The 19,643-nt window shown below is 51.2% G+C and carries 15 protein-coding genes; 10 read left to right on the top strand and 5 right to left on the bottom strand.

From position 1 onward, the window contains the following. Positions 1-3 precede the first annotated feature (3 nt). Positions 4-273, bottom strand: a complete 270-nt coding sequence (locus AC55FS_RS01110) for a DUF2782 domain-containing protein (protein ID WP_496934221.1) — start codon at positions 271-273, stop codon at positions 4-6. Positions 274-373: 100 nt separating this feature from the next. On the opposite strand from AC55FS_RS01110, the gene polA reads away from it, so the two are divergent. After that, positions 374-3,100, top strand: coding sequence for a DNA polymerase I (gene polA, locus AC55FS_RS01105; protein WP_496934220.1), 2,727 nt, complete (start codon positions 374-376; stop codon positions 3,098-3,100). A 269-nt stretch (positions 3,101-3,369) separates the two neighbouring features. On the opposite strand, the gene yihA is transcribed toward polA, so the two are convergent. After that, positions 3,370-4,032: a ribosome biogenesis GTP-binding protein YihA/YsxC gene (gene yihA, locus AC55FS_RS01100; RefSeq protein ID WP_496934219.1), complete on the bottom strand. Its 663-nt coding sequence runs from the start codon at positions 4,030-4,032 to the stop codon at positions 3,370-3,372. Positions 4,033-4,170: 138 nt separating this feature from the next. Here yihA and AC55FS_RS01095 point away from each other — a divergent pair, with 138 nt between their 5' ends. From AC55FS_RS01095 to AC55FS_RS01060, 8 genes are all read left to right on the top strand, one after another. Beyond that, positions 4,171-4,473 (top strand): c-type cytochrome, encoded by a 303-nt coding sequence (locus AC55FS_RS01095; protein ID WP_496934218.1) that lies wholly within the window; start codon positions 4,171-4,173, stop codon positions 4,471-4,473. A gap of 33 nt (positions 4,474-4,506) precedes the next feature. Beyond that, positions 4,507-5,106, top strand: coding sequence for a c-type cytochrome (locus AC55FS_RS01090; RefSeq protein WP_496934217.1), 600 nt, complete (start codon positions 4,507-4,509; stop codon positions 5,104-5,106). A 147-nt stretch (positions 5,107-5,253) separates the two neighbouring features. After that, positions 5,254-5,889, top strand: a complete 636-nt coding sequence (locus AC55FS_RS01085) for a thiol:disulfide interchange protein DsbA/DsbL (RefSeq protein WP_496934216.1) — start codon at positions 5,254-5,256, stop codon at positions 5,887-5,889. Positions 5,890-5,959: 70 nt separating this feature from the next. Beyond that, positions 5,960-6,694 carry an endonuclease/exonuclease/phosphatase family protein gene (locus AC55FS_RS01080; protein WP_496934215.1) on the top strand — a complete coding sequence of 245 codons (735 nt, stop codon included), beginning with the start codon at positions 5,960-5,962 and terminating at the stop codon, positions 6,692-6,694. Between the two features lie 62 nt (positions 6,695-6,756). Further along, the gene (locus AC55FS_RS01075) at positions 6,757-8,460 is read left to right on the top strand and encodes a GGDEF domain-containing protein (protein WP_496934214.1); all 1,704 of its coding nucleotides are present in this window, start codon (positions 6,757-6,759) and stop codon (positions 8,458-8,460) included. A 60-nt stretch (positions 8,461-8,520) separates the two neighbouring features. After that, positions 8,521-9,288 carry a DeoR/GlpR family DNA-binding transcription regulator gene (locus AC55FS_RS01070; RefSeq protein WP_496934213.1) on the top strand — a complete coding sequence of 256 codons (768 nt, stop codon included), beginning with the start codon at positions 8,521-8,523 and terminating at the stop codon, positions 9,286-9,288. Between the two features lie 9 nt (positions 9,289-9,297). After that, positions 9,298-11,109: a glutamine--fructose-6-phosphate transaminase (isomerizing) gene (gene glmS / locus AC55FS_RS01065; protein WP_496934212.1), complete on the top strand. Its 1,812-nt coding sequence runs from the start codon at positions 9,298-9,300 to the stop codon at positions 11,107-11,109. Between the two features lie 201 nt (positions 11,110-11,310). Beyond that, positions 11,311-11,838 carry an outer membrane beta-barrel protein gene (locus tag AC55FS_RS01060; protein WP_496934211.1) on the top strand — a complete coding sequence of 176 codons (528 nt, stop codon included), beginning with the start codon at positions 11,311-11,313 and terminating at the stop codon, positions 11,836-11,838. A 341-nt stretch (positions 11,839-12,179) separates the two neighbouring features. On the opposite strand, the gene AC55FS_RS01055 is transcribed toward AC55FS_RS01060, so the two are convergent. The 3 genes from AC55FS_RS01055 to AC55FS_RS01045 all read right to left on the bottom strand — a co-directional run bounded on the left by AC55FS_RS01055 (position 12,180) and on the right by AC55FS_RS01045 (position 16,910). Further along, a complete protein-coding gene (locus AC55FS_RS01055) occupies positions 12,180-12,923 on the bottom strand; it encodes a substrate-binding periplasmic protein (RefSeq protein ID WP_496934210.1) in 744 nt (247 codons plus the stop codon). Positions 12,924-13,075: 152 nt separating this feature from the next. Continuing rightward, entirely contained in the window at positions 13,076-15,094 is a 2,019-nt protein-coding gene (gene rep, locus AC55FS_RS01050) for a DNA helicase Rep (RefSeq protein ID WP_496935930.1), read from the bottom strand. A gap of 301 nt (positions 15,095-15,395) precedes the next feature. Next, positions 15,396-16,910: a YifB family Mg chelatase-like AAA ATPase gene (locus AC55FS_RS01045; RefSeq protein WP_496934209.1), complete on the bottom strand. Its 1,515-nt coding sequence runs from the start codon at positions 16,908-16,910 to the stop codon at positions 15,396-15,398. A 121-nt stretch (positions 16,911-17,031) separates the two neighbouring features. On the opposite strand from AC55FS_RS01045, the gene AC55FS_RS01040 reads away from it, so the two are divergent. Then, positions 17,032-19,626 (top strand): S8 family serine peptidase, encoded by a 2,595-nt coding sequence (locus AC55FS_RS01040; protein WP_496934208.1) that lies wholly within the window; start codon positions 17,032-17,034, stop codon positions 19,624-19,626. Positions 19,627-19,643 lie beyond the last annotated feature (17 nt).

The following is a 19,643-nucleotide window of genomic DNA, read 5'->3' as shown; positions in this document are numbered from 1 at the left end:
GATTTACCAGCGAAAGATGACCCACTTGGGCGCCTGAATATTAGGATTGTCGCGGCGCACATAATCGCCATCGACGTTTTGATCGGGCACCAGATAATAGGGTTTACCTACTTTGGGAACGACCTTGATTTCAGTGATCTCGCCATTGATGCGGTATTCGTAAAAGGTTTTATCGCCGTCATTGCGAATGGTGACGGTCTCATCACCAGGGGCGGCTATGGCCGTCAATGGCAGCAGCGCAGCCAGGGTAATCAGACGAATTAAGTGCTTCATGATAGACTGCGCCTCATATTAAGCAGACTTGGTACATGTAACGCATTGTACGACGTAACGCTGCTGAACCCCAGTTTTCGCCGCAAGGACTAACGCTTCCATGTCGCATCCCGTGATTCTTGTTGATGGCTCTTCCTATTTGTTTCGGGCCTTTCACGCCATTCCATTGCTGACCAACTCTACTGGACTGCATACCAATGCCGTTAAGGGCGTGATCAGTATGATTAAGCGCCTGCAAAAGGACTATCCTGGCGCCCAATTGGTGGTGGTGTTTGACGCTAAAGGTAAAACCTTCCGCAGTGATATCTACCCAGAATACAAGGCTCATCGTCCGCCAATGCCGGAAGAGCTGCGTGAACAGATTGAACCCATTCACGCCATTATCCGCGCTATGGGTTTGCCGCTGTTGATTGAAGAAGGGGTCGAAGCCGACGATGTTATTGGCACCCTGGCTAGCCAAGCGTTAGAGCACCAGCAAGATGTGATTATCTCCACCGGCGATAAAGACATGGCGCAGCTGGTGAATGAGCATGTTGCTCTGATCAACACCATGACCGACACCTTTATGGACGTCGACGGCGTCAAACAGAAGTTTGGTATACCGCCCGAGCATATCGTCGACTACTTGGCGCTGATGGGCGACAAGGTCGATAACATTCCCGGCGTGCCCAAAGTCGGTGAGAAAACTGCGGTTGGCCTCATTGCCGGCTTGGGCAGTTTGGAGTCAGTTTATGAGCGCTTAGATGAGGTCAAAACCCTCGATTTTCGCGGGGCCAAAACCCTGGCGCCTAAACTCGAAGAGCACAAAGAGCAGGCGTTTTTATCGAAAGAGTTGGCCACCATCAAGTGCGATGTGGAGCTGCAGCACAGTCTGACTGAGCTGTGCAATCAGCCCCAGGACGAAGCAGCGCTATTGGACTGGTTCAAGCAATTAGAGTTTAAAGCCTGGATTGCTGAGCTGAGCTCTCAAGAAGGCGCAACCAATGCTGGCGAAGAAGACGCAGCCCCCGCTGCTATTGAAACCCAATACGACATCATCTTTAGCCAGGCAGAGCTGGATGCTTGGTTGCAGCGTTTGAACGCCGCTGAGTTGTTTGCCTTCGATACCGAAACCACCTCACTGAATTACAAGCAAGCCAGCATTGTCGGTGTGTCGTTTGCCGTTGAGCCTGGCAAAGCGGCTTATGTGCCGCTGGCTCACGATTATGAAGGCGCCCCCGAGCAGCTCGATCGCGACGCCGTGTTAGCTCAGTTAAAACCACTGCTGGAAAACGACGACTGTAAGAAGGTCGGCCAGCATATGAAATACGATATGCATGTATTGGCTAACCATGGCATTCAGTTACGCGGTGTGGCGTTTGATACTCAGCTGGAATCTTATGTGCTCGACTCAGTCGCGACCCGTCATGATATGGACAGCTTGGCACTGAAATATTTGGGCCATAGCTGCATCAGTTTTGAAGATGTGGCCGGTAAAGGTGCCAAGCAAAAAACCTTCAATCAGGTCGAGATCGAGCAAGCGGGCCCTTATGCCGCCGAAGATGCTGATATTACCTTGCGTTTACACCAACTGCTGTGGAGCAAGTTAGAGCAACAGCCAACACTCCAGCAGGTGTTTACCGACATCGAAATGCCGGTAATGCCGGTTTTGTGTGACATGGAAGAAACCGGCGCCTTGATTGATCCTGAGCTGCTATTTCAGCAAAGTCAGAGCATCGAACAGCGCTTAGTTGAACTGGAGCAGCAAGCTCACAACGAAGCCGGTGAGGTGTTTAACCTCAGCTCACCCAAACAGCTCGCCACCATCCTGTTTGAGAAACAAGAGTTGCCGGTGGTGAAAAAAACCCCCAAAGGCGCACCGTCAACGGCAGAAGAGGTGCTGGTGCAGTTGGCAGAAGAGTACGAATTACCGCGTTTGATTATGCAGCATCGTGGTCTGGCCAAGCTAAAGAGCACTTACACAGATAAGCTGCCCAGCATGACCCATGGTGACAGCAATCGTGTGCATACCTCTTACCATCAGGCGGTCGCGGCGACGGGGCGTTTGTCGTCCAGTGATCCCAACTTACAGAATATTCCTATTCGCTCGGATGAAGGTCGCCGCATTCGCCAGGCCTTTATCGCCCCCCCAGGCTACAAGCTGGTGGCAGCGGATTACAGTCAGATCGAGCTGCGCATCATGGCGCATTTATCGGGCGATGAGGGCTTGCTCAACGCCTTTGCCGAAGGACGGGATGTTCACCGTGCCACCGCTGCCGAGGTGTTTGAAGTAACGGAAGATGAGGTCAGCGATAACCAGCGCCGCAGCGCCAAGGCCATCAACTTTGGATTGATCTATGGCATGTCGGCCTTTGGTTTGGCGCGCCAGCTGGGCATTAGCCGCAGCGAAGCGCAGCAATATGTTGACCTCTACTTTGAGCGTTACCCGGGTGTGCGCCACTACATGGACAGTACCCGTGAGCAGGCCAAAGAGCAGGGCTATGTTGAAACCATTTTTGGCCGCCGTTTGTACTTGCCAGATATTCGTTCGCGCAATGTCGGTCGTCGCCAACATGCTGAGCGCACCGCCATTAACGCTCCTATGCAGGGCAGTGCTGCCGACATTATCAAACGTGCCATGGTGGCGGTGCACCAGTGGTTGCCAGACTCAGGTTTTGATGCTCGCTTAATCATGCAGGTGCACGATGAATTGATACTCGAAGTGAAGGCTGATCAGGCGGACGCTTTGGCTGAGGCTCTGAAGCAGCAAATGCAGTCTGCCGCTGAGCTGAGGGTGCCACTGCAGGTAGAAGCAGGCATTGGCGATAACTGGCAGCAGGCCCACTAATTGTTGGTTTTGCACGCTAAGATTTGTCGGTTAGGCAGATTGCAGGCATAAAAAAGACCCGGCCGCCATTGGGGGAGCGGACGGGTTAACTTCAGGTCATTGGGGAAGACCGAAGGAAGAACAACTAATGGAACCAAGAGAGAAAACAGCTTTTCAGTGGCAGCGTTCGCCACTAATTTCACTATAGCCAACCGCCATCGACGGGTGGCCGCAAATGACTAAAATAGATTGTTTTTGCTGATCGGCTCTATAGGGCGCTAGCTGCTCGATTAATCAAGCAGGTGATCCGGCAAGGGCGGTATATAGTCGTCGTCTTGCTGCTCTGCAAGAAACCAGCTGTCGAGCTTTTGCTGCAACAGTTTCAAGCCTTCACCATTGTGTGACGAGAAGGTCTGTGCCGACATGGGGGTGTTGTAGGTCTTGAGCGCTTTTTTGACTTGTAGCAGAGCTGCCTGGGCAGGGCCACGCTTTAGCTTGTCGGCCTTAGTCAGCAGCACGTGCACAGGCATATTGGCTTGTGTTGCCCAGTCCAGCATGGCGACATCAAACTCTTTCAGTGGATGGCGAATGTCCATCAACAACACCAATCCGACCAGTGGTTCGCGCTTGTCGAGGTAAAACCCCAGCTCCTTCTGCCACTCGTTTTTCTTGGCGACCGGCACTTTGGCGTAGCCGTATCCGGGCAAGTCCACCAGCGCCAGCGGTGAATCACCGAGGCGAAAAAAGTTGATCAGTTGAGTTCGGCCCGGTGTTTTACTGGTTCGTGCCAGTTTTTTATTGCCGGTCAAACGGTTAAGGGCACTCGATTTACCGGCGTTGGAACGCCCGGCAAAGGCCACTTCTCGATCAATGTCGGTAGGACATTGGTTAAGGCGAGCGGCACTCTTATCAAAGTGAGTGTTGGTATAGGTCAATGAATCCGGCTTTGACATGGGGTAAACGTAATGACCGTCTGGAAGTTAATGTTTATAATGGCGGGCCTTTGGATGACGCTCCTAGTCTATCACAGAGCGCTGAGTTCGAGGCGACGCTGTTTTTAATTTGCAAAAACGAGCAGAGAGAGACTCACAATGAAGAAAACACTGACTGTGATAGCAGCACTGACTGCAGCCGCATTGAGCACTAATGTGCACGCTTTTGACGTTGATGCCAAGTACAAACAAGCCTGTTCTGCCTGCCATGCCATGGGCGTAGCGGGAGCACCGAAGGCGTTTGATAAAGCAGCTTGGGAGCCTCGCTTGGCTACTGGTATGGATGCCATGGTCAATAGCGTAAAAAATGGCAAGGGTGCGATGCCACCGCGTGGCCTGTGCATGGATTGTACTGATGAACAGTACACTCAGCTGATTAACTATATGGCTGCGCCCAAGTAATAACACGAATTCACTTATAACCTGGACCTGATGATGAAAAACCTGTTGATTAGCCTGATTGTTTCGGCTGGACTGATGTCCGTGGCAAATGCTGGTGATGCTGAAGCCGGGAAAGCGCTTTCGGCCAACTGTGCGGCATGTCATGGTGCGGATGGCAACAGCCCCTCGCCGGCCTTTCCTAAAATTGCTGGCCAGGGAGAGCGCTACTTAATCAAACAGATTACCGAAATTCGTGACGGTGCTCGTCAGGCTCCCGCTATGCAGCCGTTTGTAATGAACTTAAGCGAGGAAGACATTGCCAACCTGGCGGCCTACTTCGCAAGCCAAACCGCAACCACTAGCGGCGCCAAAGAAGAACTGGTTGAACTTGGCGCGCAAATCTTCCGTGCTGGTATCGAAGAAAAAGGCATTCCAGCTTGTCTGGCATGCCATGCGGCAGATGGCTCAGGTGTCGAGTTGGCTGGCTTCCCTCGTTTGGCCGGTCAGCATGATGCCTATACCGCGCAGCAGCTGCATGCTTTCAGTGCCGGTACTCGCAACAACGACCAAGCGGCGATGATGCGCACCATCGCCGAGCGTATGCACGACAAAGAAATCGAGGCAGTTGCCTCTTATATTCAGGGTCTGCGTTAAGTCACAGTCTGATAAAAAAAGCGGCCTAGGCCGCTTTTTTTATCCCTAAAGCTTGCGCTTCTTTGCGCCCCTGCGGTGGGCGCTCGGGAACCTTTGTGCAACAATGCCATCTGTCTTTACTTGACCAAACAAGGCTGGAGTTTAGGGATGTTATCTCGAATTAAAGTAGGATTGCTGGCCATGCTGGCAGCAATGACGATGTCTGTTCAAGCGGCAGATTACCAAGCAGGTAAGCATTACACGGTATTAGATAAGCCAGTGCCGGTGCAAGCCAATGGCAAGATTCACGTCGAAGAGGCTTTCTGGTACGGCTGCCCGCACTGCTTCCATTTGGAAAGTGTACTGGAGCCGTGGAAAAAGCAATTGCCAGATGACGTTCAGTTTACCGGCGTACCGGCCATGTTTGGCCGCGCCTGGGTAGTCCATGCTCAGCTGTACCATGTAGCCGATGTTCTGGGCGTGTTGGACAAAGTGCACGAGGATATCTTCAAAGCCATCAATGTCGGCGGTAAACGCCTATTGGACAAAGATGATCAGCGTGAATTCCTGATGGAAAAAGCTGGCGTCAGTGCTGCTGATTTTGACAAGGCCTATGACTCTTTCACGGTTAAAGGCCGCTTAAAACAAGCTGATCAGCGTATTCGCGCGTTCAATATCACTGGTGTGCCTGCATTGATAGTGCAAGGCAAATACATAGTGGCAGCGAATGAAGCGATTCGCCAAGAAGAGATGACCAAGGTGGTTGATTTCCTGATTGAGAAGGAGCGCAGTGCGCTCAAGTGATCCTTTTGCGACGGGCAATAGTTGCTCGTTGCAGGACTTTCTGACGGCTCCGCGTGCGGAGCCATGCAGCTTGCGGCTGCTTACATTCAACATGCAGGTCGGCATCCAGACACGTGGTTATCACGACTATCTGTTGAAAAGCTGGCAACATCTGTTTCCATCTTCCAGCCGCCATAATGTGCTGGAGCGTATTGCTGAGTTAGTGCACTCTTTTGATCTAGTGGCATTGCAAGAGGCCGATGCCGGCAGCTGGCGTAGCCGCCATCAAAACCAGGTCGAGGCTCTAGCACAGCTGGCTCAATTTCCTTATTGGTATCAGCAAGTCAATCGAAACCTAGGTGCTCTGGCGCGGCACAGCAATGGTCTTTTGGCGCGCCAGCCGCTTAAAAACCTTGAACAACATAGGCTACCCGGCTGGCTACCTGGCCGCGGTCTGATGCTGGCACAACTGGTGTGGAATGCTCAGCCAGTCATGATTGCTGTTACTCATCTAGCGCTTGATCGACGTACTCAATTTGGCCAACTTGATTATTTAGTGCAACAGGTCGCTGATGCTCAGCACTTGATTATTATGGGCGACCTTAACCAAGAAGCTGAGGTGTTACTGCAGCATAGCCCGCTGAAGCGGTTGCGCTTGCAGCCTCTGCCGCACCATTGTCATAGCTTTCCTAGCTGGCGACCACAGCGCGGATTGGATCATATTCTGGTCAGCGAAGGCTTAACAGTGCAGCGTATGGCTACGATCCATCACCCGTTATCCGACCATTTACCCGTGGCGGCAGAAATCACTCTCGCCGATTGTTGATCGCACTGCTGGTCTTATCCTTTTCTATACTGGAAGCGCGATAAAGGCACAGGGGCGGCATCATGGCAGAAGACGCGGGCGACTCGGTTCGACGTTGGCGTGACAAGTATCTCGATCTGGTTGAAGACCACGAGACGCTCAAGCACAGTTCAGATGAACAACAAGACCAGCTAAGGCGTGCTTTGGTTATGGTGTCGCTGTTGGCTGAGGGACAGGAGGCCAGTGTTGATAGTGCCTTGTCTCGGTTACGAGAAACCCTCAAGCCAGGTGCCGTGGGCATGGAAAAAACCCTGTCGGATCTGGAGCGGGCGGTGCGCCGTTTTGAGGATCAGAACACGGCACGTGCAGAAGTGTTATTGGGCGAGTTAACCGATGCGGCCAGTAAACTGGCAGATTGTCCTTTGCCTAAACCACTGTTAAAGCGCATTAAGGACATACGTAAACTGGCGAGTACAGAGCTGCAGAGTTGGGCTGGTTACATCAACCAGCTACAGGCATGGATGCAAATTATGGGCGAGCTGGCCACGCTAGAAGGCCATGATGAGCCGCGTTCAAAATGGTGGCAGCGTTGGTTCGCTTCTCGCGATGATCAGACCGCAGATGCCGAGACAGTCGAGTCCGAATCAATAGAATCTTTGTCGCCATCAAAACCTATTCAACTGGAGCCTAATGCTCAGGTCGCTGAAGTCAGCGGTGAACCCGGCTTTTCACATATTGCTGAAGAAGTCTCGCAAACGTTACTGAATCTACTGTCTCAGTTGGTGATACCTGAACGGTTAAATACTGCGGCTAATGATTTACAGGCTCGCTTAAGCAAGGGGCTGAACTGGTATGAACTGGTGCCCTTGCTGGAAGATACCGCCGAGTTGCTGATCGAATGCTTGGGCAGTGGGCAGCAGGAATTTGAACGCTTTCTGGCGAACTTGGATGAGCGTTTGCAAGCGATCCAGCTGCTGGTTAGTGATGCCCATGGTGGCCAGGAAGAGCGTGAGCGCGCCCGGCAAGATCTCGATTCTTTGGTGCGTGATCAAATTGCCGACATTCGTTCCGTGGTCACTGGTTCCAGAGATTTAGGCGAGCTGGGGTCCAGTGTCAGGGAACATCTGACTCTAATCGTGCGGGCGATGGAAAAATACCAAGAAGATGAACGTGAGCGCGAGCAGCGTTTATCGGCCAAGTTAGAGATGCTACAGAACCGTCTTGATGAGATGGAAAAAGAAGCGTCGATGGCGCGCAAAGTAATAGAAGAACAGAAACGTCGTGCCACTCATGATGGACTTACTGGTTTGCCCAATCGCGAAGCGTATTTACTGCGCTTAGAGCAAGAACTGAAACGACGTTCGCGCTATGGCGGTGCTCTGGCGTTGGTGATCGCCGATGTCGATCATTTCAAATCGATTAACGATAACTTTGGTCACCTGGCCGGTGACAAGGTGCTGCAGTTATTAGCTCGAGCAATGCGAAAGTATCTAAGAGACGTCGATTTTGTGGCCCGTTACGGCGGTGAAGAATTCGTTATCTTGATGCCTGAAACCAATGGTGTTGAAGCGTTAGTGGCATCAGAGAAGTTGCGCAAAGCAATCGAAAAGGCACCGTTTCACTTTAAGCAGCAGCCGGTCAAAATCACCATGTCCTTTGGCATAGCCGAGTTTAGCGACCAGCATGACACTGACAGTGTGTTCGATCGTGCCGACAAAGCGTTGTACAAAGCGAAAGGCGCGGGGCGCAACCAATGTCAGCTCAGTGAAGAATCCGACGCCGACTAAACACTTGCCCATGGTAAATAAAAACGCTAATGTTTCGTTTTTGTTTCGGTTCGAAAGAATATGGCAAGAGGCCAAACACTGCAGCGTCGTCATCAGATCGTTACCCTGTTGCAGCAACAAGGGGAAGTTCAGGTTGAGCAGCTGGCGCGACAACTCGCAACATCTGAAGTGACCATTCGTAAAGACCTCAAGGCTCTGGAGAGCAGCGGTGTACTGCTGCGTCGTTATGGCGGTGCGGTACCTATGCCAGACGAGCAGCCACGAGCGCTCATTAGTGAGGTTTCGGTTCGAAAGAAAGAAATTGCAGCATTAGCAGCGCAGCGCATTCGCGATCACCAGCGCTTGATCATAGATTACGGCTCTACCACCACCGCGCTGATTCCACATTTGGAGCATTACCGCGGCTTGGTGGTGATGACCAACTCATTGAACGTTGCTCGTAGTGTGTTGGCCCTGGATAACGAACCCACCTTGCTAATGAGCGGTGGTACCTGGGATCCGCAATCTGAGTCCTTTCAAGGTCAGGTGGCAGAACAAGTATTGCAGGCTTACGATTTCGATCAGCTGTTTATCGGCTGCGATGGCATTGATCCGCAACGCGGTACCACTTCCTTTACCGAACTGTTATCCCTCAGTCGTGCCATGGCTGACGCTGCGCGTGAAGTGGTGGTGTTGGCCGAATCGGACAAAATCGGGCGCCGTATTCCAAACCTGGAGCTGGCCTGGTCTTTGGTGGATGTTTTGATTACCGACTCTGCCATCCAACCTGAGCAGCAACGTCAAATTGAACAACAGGGTGTGCGAGTTGAGCTCGCTGCCCACGATTAAGGATTATTTATGTGTGGCATTGTTGGCGCGGTAGCGCAGCGAGATGTGGCGGACATTTTGTTAGCCGGTTTGAAACGCTTGGAATATCGCGGTTATGACTCTGCAGGCTTGGCTATTTTAACCGACGCAGGACAGCAGCGCTTACGACGTCTGGGCAAGGTTGAAAGCTTGGTTCAAGCGCAGCAGCAGCAACCTTTACGCGGTGGTACCGGCATTGCCCATACTCGCTGGGCCACTCATGGTCAGCCGTCTGAGGCCAATGCTCACCCTCATCAATCAGGGGCAATTATGGTGGTGCACAATGGCATCATCGAAAATCACGCAGAACTGCGCCAGCAGTTGCAGCAACAAGGCTATCGTTTTGAGTCAGATACCGATAGCGAAGTTATTGCTCACCTGATCGCTGAGCGGCGCCAGCAAGGCGATGATTTACTGCAAGCAGTGAAAGCCGTGCGCAAGCAACTAACGGGTGCTTATGGTATGGCGGTGACCGATGAGCGAGCACCGCAGCAACTGGTGGTGGCTCGTAGCGGTAGCCCTTTGGTGATTGGTGTTGGTATAGGTGAACACTTCGTGGCGTCAGATCAGTTGGCGCTGCTACCGGTGACTCAGTGTTTTGCCTTTCTTGAAGAAGGCGATGTGGCTCTGATTGAGCGCCAAGGTTATCAGGTGTTTGATATCAATGACCAAGCCGTCGAACGAAGCGCACAGGAATCTACGCTGGAGCATAGTGCGGGTGATAAAGCGGGTTTCCGCCACTATATGCTAAAAGAAATTCACGAGCAGCCGGAAGCCATTCAAGCAACGCTGGAAGGGCGGTTAGAACAGGGGCGGCTACAGCTGGACGCCTTGGGTGATCTAAGCGATATCGAGCAAGTGCAAATCATTGCCTGTGGCACTTCGTACCATGCCGCTATGACGGCTCGCTATTGGATTGAAAGTCTGGCGCAAGTGCCTTGCAACGTTGAAATCGCCTCTGAGTTTCGTTATCGCCGTTCAGTGGTGAGACCTAACTCGCTACTCGTCACCATTTCGCAAAGTGGAGAAACAGCGGATACCTTGGCGGCTTTGCGTCTGGCAAAAGAGATCGGTTACCGTCGTACCTTAGCTATCTGTAATGTGCCCGGCTCATCGTTAGTGCGTGAATCGGATTTGGTGTTAATGACCCGAGCTGGTGCTGAAATCGGTGTCGCATCGACTAAAGCGTTTACCACTCAGCTAGTCGCTTTGCTGTTATTAACTGTGGCTTTAGGCCGTGGTCGTGCAATAACCGAAGCGGAAGAAAAGCCTATCGCCGATGCTCTGCACTCGCTGCCGCAACTGGTGGCACAAACACTAGATATGGATAGTGAAATAGAAACACTGGCGCAATGTTTTGCTGAAAAACATCATGCGCTGTTTTTGGGGCGTGGTAGCCAATACCCCATCGCCATGGAAGGTGCGCTCAAGCTCAAAGAAATATCCTATATACATGCCGAAGCCTATGCCGCTGGAGAGTTAAAGCATGGTCCACTGGCATTGATTGATGCGGAAATGCCGATTGTGGTGGTGGCACCAAACAATCAATTGATGGAAAAATTAAAATCCAATATCGAAGAGGTCAAGGCACGCGGTGGAGAATTATATGTATTTGCCGATGAATCCGCAGGTTTGATCACGGAAGATAATGTAAAGGTGTTACCTGTTGTGCATTGCGATAATGTAATTGCACCGATTATTTACACCATTCCATTGCAGCTGCTCAGTTACCATGTTGCCGTAATAAAAGGCACCGACGTCGATCAGCCCCGTAATTTGGCCAAAAGTGTAACGGTCGAATAATACATATCGTTGGTTAGGTTGGCTGGCCAACGATTTCAAAATTATTGATCTAGGTCTCACCGGGCAAATTGCAAACAGTTTGTCGCATCGTTACTATTGCCCGTTACTATGGCTGCCTGATTGGGGTGACCTTTACAATTACGTGTATTTGTTAAGTTATTCAAAATAGTGTCAAGAGCATATGGGCAAAGGAGAGAAGTTGTGAAGAAAATATTGTTAGCGGTAGCCGTTATGGTTAGTGCAAATGCTTCTGCATTGAAGTTAGATGTGGATGACTTGTACGTTTCTGGTGGCTTGCATTTGTCAGATTTAGACTATGGTGATGACAATGCTGTCGGGTTTGGTATTGGAGCTGGTGTACCGATCAAAGGTCTGAATATCGCTCCAGAAGCTGATCTGGATTTCTTTCTTGAAGCTGGCTATATCTACTTCGGTGAAACTGAGTATGGTTTCCTGGATTGGAGCTCATCTGCGAGTACGATTTATACTGCAGCAAAAGTATCAAAAGAGTTGAAAAATCAGTTCTCGGTTTATGGAAAAGCCGGTCTTGGTATCTTGTTTGAAGAATATGAAACTAGAATTAGTGAGCATGATGATACCAGTTTTGGAATTTTATTCGGAGGTGGTTTAGGTTATCGGCTAACCGAAAAACTGGGGGTAAATGCTGAGTATGTATTCTACCCTAGTGGTGTATCGAGCTTATCGGCTGGAGCATCGTTTAGTTTCTAATTGTCTAGCATAGGGCGCCGGAGTATATGCGCCCTTTGTATGACTTTTCAGTATTCGGAATTTTCTTAATAAACATCAAATACAGAATTGCAAATTTAATGTTTGTTCGGTTGTGGTTGCATACTATAAATAATATACGAACATATAGTCATGCCAAAGCCTATTTTATATAATTTAATGAAGGTTTTTTTATAAGAAGCATTTAGATTGGTGCTCCAGCTGGCTCTTGTTTTTGAGCTGGCTTATACGCAGTCAGTGTGATATTTAGTACGTATTTATATTAGGCTATAAATCTGAATAACGGGTACTGTAGTAATGCAGTACCCATGTCTGTAGAAAGGTTAAAAATAGGGTTTCAGAAGTTCTTCTAGTTTTCCTTCGCTGCGAAGTTTGGCAATGCCTGTGCTAATTTGTTTTTCTAGCTCTTCGCTATTAGGGATGTTACGACTAACCATCATATAGAATTTATCACCAGCAATGCCAGGAATGGCATTATGAGCCCATGCATCTGTCAGCAATTTCTGACCAATTAATTCAAAACCGGCCAAGATTTCATAACGTGCTAGAGCAATATCACAGCGACCTGCAGCGGTTTTACTTAATAATTGTTCGAAGTTATTAGTAGTACGCTCAACAGCTTCTGAGTCAATACCAAAACCAGAATAGTTATAGCCCCTTAGTCCGCAGATGCGATATTTGGTTTTAGCTTCTTCTGCTGACATCTGAATACCGTCAGGGAAACGTGATTTTTGATAAATAAAACTGGGCTGAACGGTATAGTAGTAATCGGTGAGCCTAAAGGTCTTGCGGCGCTCGTCATTGGCTGATGCACTCAGTGCAACATGAATGCGACCAGCATCGGTATCTTGCATACAGCGCTTCCACGGCAGCATTTGCACTTCAAATTTAACGCCCATGGGATCAAAAATAGCGGCTAGTACATCAAGGTCATAGCCTTTTACTGCACCACCACTTTCATAGGTGTATGGCGGCCAGCCAGCGTTATCGCCGCAGAATTTGAGCATCTCTGCCTGAGCCGTAGAGCCGGCCATTAACAGTAGCGCCAAAAATATAACTCGTGACATGGCAGCAACCTCGTGCCTTGGGAATGTCTGCTGAGTATAGAAAGGCTGCAGGCGGGTTAAGCACCAGTGGAGGAAAGTCTGCCAGATTCTGTTATGCGATCCTTGATTCGACGATGGAATGCGTTCGTATCATCCGTGCTGAACATGCTGAGCTAAAAGTCAGCCAGCATGTTCTTTAGGCTATTCAGGGTGTCTTGGCCGCGCTGTTTTTGCGCTTCTTCTGAGGATTCGGTTTTGCCTTCCCACTCAACGTCTTTCTGCGGCAGTTCATCAAGAAAGCGTGAGTGTGTGGTGGTGGCGGTTTCACCGTACTGGCGCCGCTTGGCGGCATAGGTGAGGGACAGGGTACGCTTGGCCCGGGTAATGCCCACGTACATTAGGCGTCTTTCTTCTTCAATGGTATTGGCTTCAATGCTGTTGCGATGAGGCATCAGTTCTTCTTCCATACCAATGATATAGACATGAGGGTACTCCAAACCTTTGGAGGCATGCAGGGTGAGCAGCTGCACCTGGTCGTTTTCGTCTTCTTGCTCTTGTTGCTCCAGCATGTCGCGCAACACCAGTTTGCCGACGGCGTCTTCAATGGTGCATTCATCACCTAGTTCATCGGCTTTTTCGATCATCTTGGCCACTGAATCGACCAGAAACCAAACGTTTTTCATACGCCGCTCGGCCTGGTGTGGAGTGCCTGAATTTTGTAGCAGCCAGCCCTCGTAGTCGATGTCGTTAATCAGTTCTTTAATGGCGTCGACCGGATCATTGGTGTAGGCGTTGCGAGTAATGCCTTCCAGCCATTGGCCAAATCGACGCAGGCGATCAACGGCTTTTGGCATCAGCATTTGTTCCAGCCCCATTTCGGTGGTCGCCGACATCAAACTGGTACCGCGCATGGCAGCGTATTCACTGAGCTTTTCAATGGTCGTTGGACCGATTTCGCGTCTTGGCGTATTGATGATTCGCAAGAAGGCGGCATCATCACTGGGGTTAATCAGCAAACGCAGATAGCCCATGATGTCCTTGATCTCATTACGGCCAAAAAACGACTGGCCGCCACTGAGCTTGTAGGGCACCTGAAAGGATTGCAGCTTCATCTCGATGGCGCGGGATTGGTGGTTGCCCCGATACAACACGGCAAAGTCACGGTAGCTGCAGCCAAAGCGCAATCGCCGCTCAATAATTTCGGTCGCCACTCGTTCGGCTTCGGCTTCATCGTTACGGCATTTAAGAATACGGATAGGATCGCCATAGCCTTTGTCAGACCACAGTTTCTTTTCAAACTCGTGTGGATTGTTGTCAATGACATGGTTGGCGGCATGCAGAATCAAGCCGGTAGAGCGGTAGTTCTGTTCGAGCTTAATCAGCTTCAGCGTTGGAAAGTCTTTTTTTAGCAGCGCTAGGTTTTCTGGCCGGGCACCACGCCAGGCATATATCGATTGGTCGTCATCGCCTACCACGGTCAGGCCGGTACGGTGGCCAACCAACAGCTTTACCAGTTCGTACTGGCTGGTATTGGTATCTTGATACTCGTCCACCAGCAGATAACGAATCTTCTTTTGCCAGCGCGTTAACACCTCTTCATGGTCTCGAAATAGCAGTGTCGGCACCATGATGAGGTCGTCAAAATCTACCGCATTGTAGGCTTTGAGCATGCGCTGGTAGACCGAGTAGGTCTGCGCAATCATCATTTCTTGTGGGCTTTGCGCTACTTGCAGGGCGTGGTCCGGAGTAATGAGGTCGTTCTTTAGATTGCTGATGCTGTTCTGCACCAGCTCGATCATATCTCCGTCGTCGCCATGCTCCCTATGCATAACGTCACGAATGATGTTTTTGCAGTCGTCCTGGTCGAGAATCGAAAAGCCCGACTTATAGCCCGCCGGTTTCAGCTCGTGGCGAATAATGTTAAGGCCGAGGTTATGGAAGGTAGACACCGTTAGGCCCTTGGCGCCGCCTTTGCCGACCAGGGCATTGACCCGCTCTTTCATTTCCCGGGCAGCCTTATTGGTAAAGGTCACCGCAGCAATGTGGTGTGCCTTGATACCACAGGCTCCAATCAGATAAGCGATCTTACGGGTAATCACCGAGGTTTTACCGGAGCCGGCACCAGCCAACACCAGTAAAGGACCATCAATGTATTTCGCCGCTTCACGCTGGCGGGGATTAAGCTGGGACAAATCAACCACGAGATATAACCGCTGTCAGAATTCGGGCAAGCCGCGTAGTCTACCACTGCTCATGCATAAGCCCAGCTTCATCCTTCTAAGCAGGCAGTGTTGTCGCCTGACTCATACGGCAGCTGTGTTGGAAATCACACTGTGCCTGCCACGCTCGTTACTGAAAATGTGGCGGCCAAGTTAACCAAAGAAGATGCTGGAGTTAAACGGGCTGTCGGTGTTGAGGTGATAGATCACCAGCACGGCTACGATCACTATGACAATGGCTAAGAACTTCACTAACTCCCGTGGCATAACTACCTCACTTCAAATACCGATCGAGGGAGCGATAGCCAATGGCCTCGGCCAGATGCACTCGCTGTATAGCTTTGTTATCGGCCAAGTCAGCAATCGTTCGAGCAATTTTTAATAAACGATGGTAACCACGAGCCGACAGATTCAGCTGCTCCGCCGTTTGAGCAAACCATTGCAGATCCTTTTGTTCAAGGGCGCAGAAGTGTTCGCACTGGCGGCTGCTCAGTTGACCATTGCTGCACTGCTGACGCTGTTGTTGAATCTTGCGGGCAGACTCAACACGTTGACGCACCTGCAGAGAGCTGTCCCCAGTGGGCTGCTGCTGCAGTTGTTGCAGCGGCAACGGCGGTACCGCCACATGCATATCAATCCGATCCAGTAGTGGCCCAGAGGCCTGCCCCTGATAGCGCTGCACTTGCTCTTGAGTGCAGCGGCAGCGTCCAGAGCTATCGCCATGATAACCACAAGGGCAAGGGTTCATGGCCGCCAGCAGCTGAAAGCGAGCTGGGTATTCGATGCTCTGCAGTGCCCGGCTGATCACGATTCGGCCACTTTCCATTGGTTCGCGCAACACATCCAGCACCTTACGGCTGTATTCCGGCAATTCGTCCAGAAACAACACGCCGCCATGGGCCAATGAGATCTCACCAGGCTTGGGATGTGCGCCACCGCCAACCAGAGCAATGCCGGAAGCCGTATGGTGAGGGGCACGAAACGGCCGTTGGCGCCAACGATTGAGCCAGTTACTCGATGTTTGGCTTAACGACTGCACCATGGCCGATTGCAAGGCTTCGTCGTCACTCATGGGTGGCAGTAAACCAGGCAATCGACTGGCGAGCATAGTTTTGCCGCTGCCCGGCGGCCCAATAAATAACAAATTGTGTTGCCCGGCTGCGGCGATTTCTAATGCTCGCTTAGCATGTTGTTGGCCGCGCACGTCGGCCAAGTCTGGAACATTACTGATGGCATAATTCTCTACCAAGGGTGCAGGCAGCACAGCGTCGAGCTGTAACTGACCGTGCAAGTATGCACAGACATCACTCAAGCTCGCCGCACAGATCACATCCGCTTGGGGGCACAAGCTGGCTTCTTCGGCATTGCCACAGGGAATCAATAAACGATGTTTGGCCTGGGTGGATTGTAAGGCGACGGACAAGGTACCGCGAACAGGCTGCAACGCCCCGCTCAGGGCAAGTTCGCCAATAAATTCGTGCTGATCCAAGGCTGAAGCTGGGATTTGGCCGGAGGCGGCTAAGATTCCTAAAGCGATGGCGAGATCGTAGCGGCCGCCTTCTTTGGGTAGATCGGCCGGAGCAAGATTAATGGTGATGCGTTTGGCCGGAAAATCAAAGCCAGCGTTAATGAGGGCGCTACGGACTCTATCCTTGCTTTCTTTTACCGCCGTCTCTGGCAGCCCCACCAGTGATAACGACGGCAGACCGGAGGATAAATGCACCTCAACACGCACCATCGGCGCATCAACCCCACATTGAGCGCGAGTTAAAACCTGAGCCAGTGACATAGACATTCCTTTGACTATTGCACAATAAAAGCCTAGAGCAGATATACGCCATCAAAGACTATGACCTGCAAAACTCAGCTCTGGGTGCGATACTAGAACAGCAGAACGCGAGGAAGAGTTTATGTTGTATTTACGGCCAGCCAAGATGTCTCTGGTAATGTTAGTAGCTCTATTGGTGGCCTGCGGTGGTGGCGGCTCGGGTGGACGTGATAGTGCACCTGTCCCACACCCTGAACCGCAACCCGAACCTACGCCTGAGCCAGATCCTATTCCCGAGCCTCAGTCCAGTTCGTTTTCTCTATCAGGTACCCTTGAGCCGGCGGCGTCCATGTTGGTGGATTCAGACGTGAATGACGTTTTTGCTGAGTTCGCTGACAACAGTAGTGTTTCTTCTGCGCAATCTTTACCCAACGTGGTGACAGTTCAGGGGTTTGCTTCGGCGGTCGCAGCTAGCAGTAGCCCCAGTCTGTCACGTTATGCGTTTTCCACCGATAGAGATGATTATTTCCGCGCCCGTTTGCAAGTTGGCCAGGTCGTACAGCTGCAGGTGGTCGACTCGAGTAATACTGCTGGCCCGTTGTTGAGTAGCAATGACCTAGACCTATACATTCAGCGTGTTGGTAGCGATACAGTACTGAGTTCACGAGATACTGGTGAGTACGAGCAGCTAGTCGTGAGCGAAAACGGTGACTATTACATCAATGTCTTTGCTTATGATGGCATATCGAAGTATGTGCTGCGGCTGCTGCCGCCAGGTTCGGCATCAACATTAACTAGGCAAGCCACTAGCACAGACCGCTTTGTCAGCGGTGAAGCCATTGTGCGTTATCGCCAAGGGGCTTCCACGGCGCGCTCAGCAGCAGCCAAAGCGGAGAGGCCACAGCTCGTCTCTTTAACGTCTTCATCTACGCAAATCACTCGCAGCACTCGCAGCGGTAAAACAAGTTTTGAGCAGCAGCGTCAGACCTTAATCGATATTAAGCGTCTCAATCAGCAAGCGGATGTGCTCTATGCCGAACCTAATTACGTTCGGCAGCCTTATCGGGTACCCGATGACCCAGGCTATAACTGGCAGTGGCATTATCCGGCGATGAACTTACCTCAGGCCTGGGATTTGGCGGTGAGTGATGATGCCTCGACTGCGCCTATTGTTGCAGTACTCGATACCGGAGTTTATTTGGCCCATCCCGACTTTAGTGGCCAGCTTGTCGATGGCTACGACTTTATCAGTTTGCCATCCATTTCACGTGATGGTGATGGCATTGACAATAATCCCGACGATCCGGGCGATAGTGCCACGCGAGGACAAAGCTCCTGGCACGGAACACACGTGGCTGGCACGGTCGCTGCAGCCAACAATAATAGTGACGGCGTTGCTGGCGTGAGTTGGGGAGCTAAGGTTATGCCGGTGCGCGTACTGGGCGATGGCGGCGGTACGACCTACGATATTGTTCAGGGAGCCTATTGGGCGGCTGGCCTTAGCAACGATAGTGGTACTGTGCCGGCTCGTCGCGCTGATGTGATTAATATGTCTTTGGGTGGCGGCAGCTACTCGGCCGCAGAAGAAGAAGCGTTTAGGCGGGTTCGTGATGCTGGTGTGTTAGTGGTGGCCGCTGCGGGCAATGAAGCCACCAGTCAGCCTAGTTATCCAGCAGCATACGAAGGTGTTGTCTCGGTGAGTGCGACCACCATTAACAATGCCTTGGCCTATTACTCCAATTTTGGCAGTAGCATTGATGTTGCTGCTCCAGGTGGCGATGCTCGGCGTGACCTTAACCGCGACGGTAACCCTGATGGTATCTACAGCACATATGTGGACGATCAAACGGGCAGTCGTCGGCCAAGTTATATGTTTGAACAGGGCACTTCCATGGCGGCCCCCCATGTTGCAGGCGTTATGGCGTTGATGAAGGCAGTTTATCCGGCCTTGACACCTGACCAGTTTGATCAGCTGTTGATGGCTGGGGACCTAACCGAAGATATTGGCAGTTCAGGCCGAGATAATAATTTTGGCTATGGCTTAATTGATGCCAGCAAAGCGGTACGAGCGGCGGCGGCATTGGCCAACGGTGGCGAAGCGCCTGAATTGCCAGTGCAGCTGAGCGCATCTCCTGCGGAGTTACAATTCGATCAGCAAACCAGCGTATCGTTAACCATCAGCAACCAAGGTGGTGGCAGTCCCAGTGTCAGTGTGGTCGATGATGCCAGTTGGTTAACGCTCAGTGCCACTAATGTTGATGCGACAGGATTGGGTAGCTACACCGCCACAGCTAACACGAGCGGTCTGGCAGACGGTTTTTATAATGGTGAGATCACCATAACACCAACCGATGGCAATGTTTTGACTGTGCCAGTGTATTTGTTGTTGGGGAGTGAAGAGGTAGCAGGCCAGCTGACCCAGCACTATGTACTGCTACTAGATAAAAATGGCAATGAAACCATTGCCAGTAAAGCGAGCGAAGCGGATGGTAGCTTCCGTTTTGATAATATTGAGCCTGGCGAATACCGTATCAGCGCAGGGTCCGACTTAGATGTTGATAGCTTTATTTGCACGCCAGCGGAAACCTGTGGTGCATACCCGGCCTTGGGGGCTGAGCAAATCATCGAAGTGACGGATAGCGATATTAGTGGCTTAAACTTTTTGGTGCGGGTGGTTGCCGGTGGTCTTATCGAATCGACTTCTACTCAACCGCAGCAACAGGGGCTGAAACGCTAATTCATTGTTGCACAGTC

It is taken from the genome of Bacterioplanes sp. CLAM21 (assembly GCF_059641015.1).
Note: the sequence above shows the minus strand (reverse complement) of the source record. Positions and strands in the feature narration are given on the sequence as shown.

What these genes read in the sequence shown, in the direction of transcription:
- AC55FS_RS01110 (WP_496934221.1), bottom strand. Translation starts at nt 273, where the DNA reads ATGAAGCACTTAATTCGTCTGATTACCCTGGCTGCGCTGCTGCCATTG.
- polA (WP_496934220.1), top strand. Translation starts at nt 374, where the DNA reads ATGTCGCATCCCGTGATTCTTGTTGATGGCTCTTCCTATTTGTTTCGG.
- yihA (WP_496934219.1), bottom strand. Translation starts at nt 4,032, where the DNA reads ATGTCAAAGCCGGATTCATTGACCTATACCAACACTCACTTTGATAAG.
- AC55FS_RS01095 (WP_496934218.1), top strand. Translation starts at nt 4,171, where the DNA reads ATGAAGAAAACACTGACTGTGATAGCAGCACTGACTGCAGCCGCATTG.
- AC55FS_RS01090 (WP_496934217.1), top strand. Translation starts at nt 4,507, where the DNA reads ATGAAAAACCTGTTGATTAGCCTGATTGTTTCGGCTGGACTGATGTCC.
- AC55FS_RS01085 (WP_496934216.1), top strand. Translation starts at nt 5,254, where the DNA reads ATGTTATCTCGAATTAAAGTAGGATTGCTGGCCATGCTGGCAGCAATG.
- AC55FS_RS01075 (WP_496934214.1), top strand. Translation starts at nt 6,757, where the DNA reads ATGGCAGAAGACGCGGGCGACTCGGTTCGACGTTGGCGTGACAAGTAT.
- AC55FS_RS01070 (WP_496934213.1), top strand. Translation starts at nt 8,521, where the DNA reads ATGGCAAGAGGCCAAACACTGCAGCGTCGTCATCAGATCGTTACCCTG.
- glmS (WP_496934212.1), top strand. Translation starts at nt 9,298, where the DNA reads ATGTGTGGCATTGTTGGCGCGGTAGCGCAGCGAGATGTGGCGGACATT.
- AC55FS_RS01055 (WP_496934210.1), bottom strand. Translation starts at nt 12,923, where the DNA reads ATGTCACGAGTTATATTTTTGGCGCTACTGTTAATGGCCGGCTCTACG.
- AC55FS_RS01045 (WP_496934209.1), bottom strand. Translation starts at nt 16,910, where the DNA reads ATGTCACTGGCTCAGGTTTTAACTCGCGCTCAATGTGGGGTTGATGCG.
- AC55FS_RS01040 (WP_496934208.1), top strand. Translation starts at nt 17,032, where the DNA reads ATGTTGTATTTACGGCCAGCCAAGATGTCTCTGGTAATGTTAGTAGCT.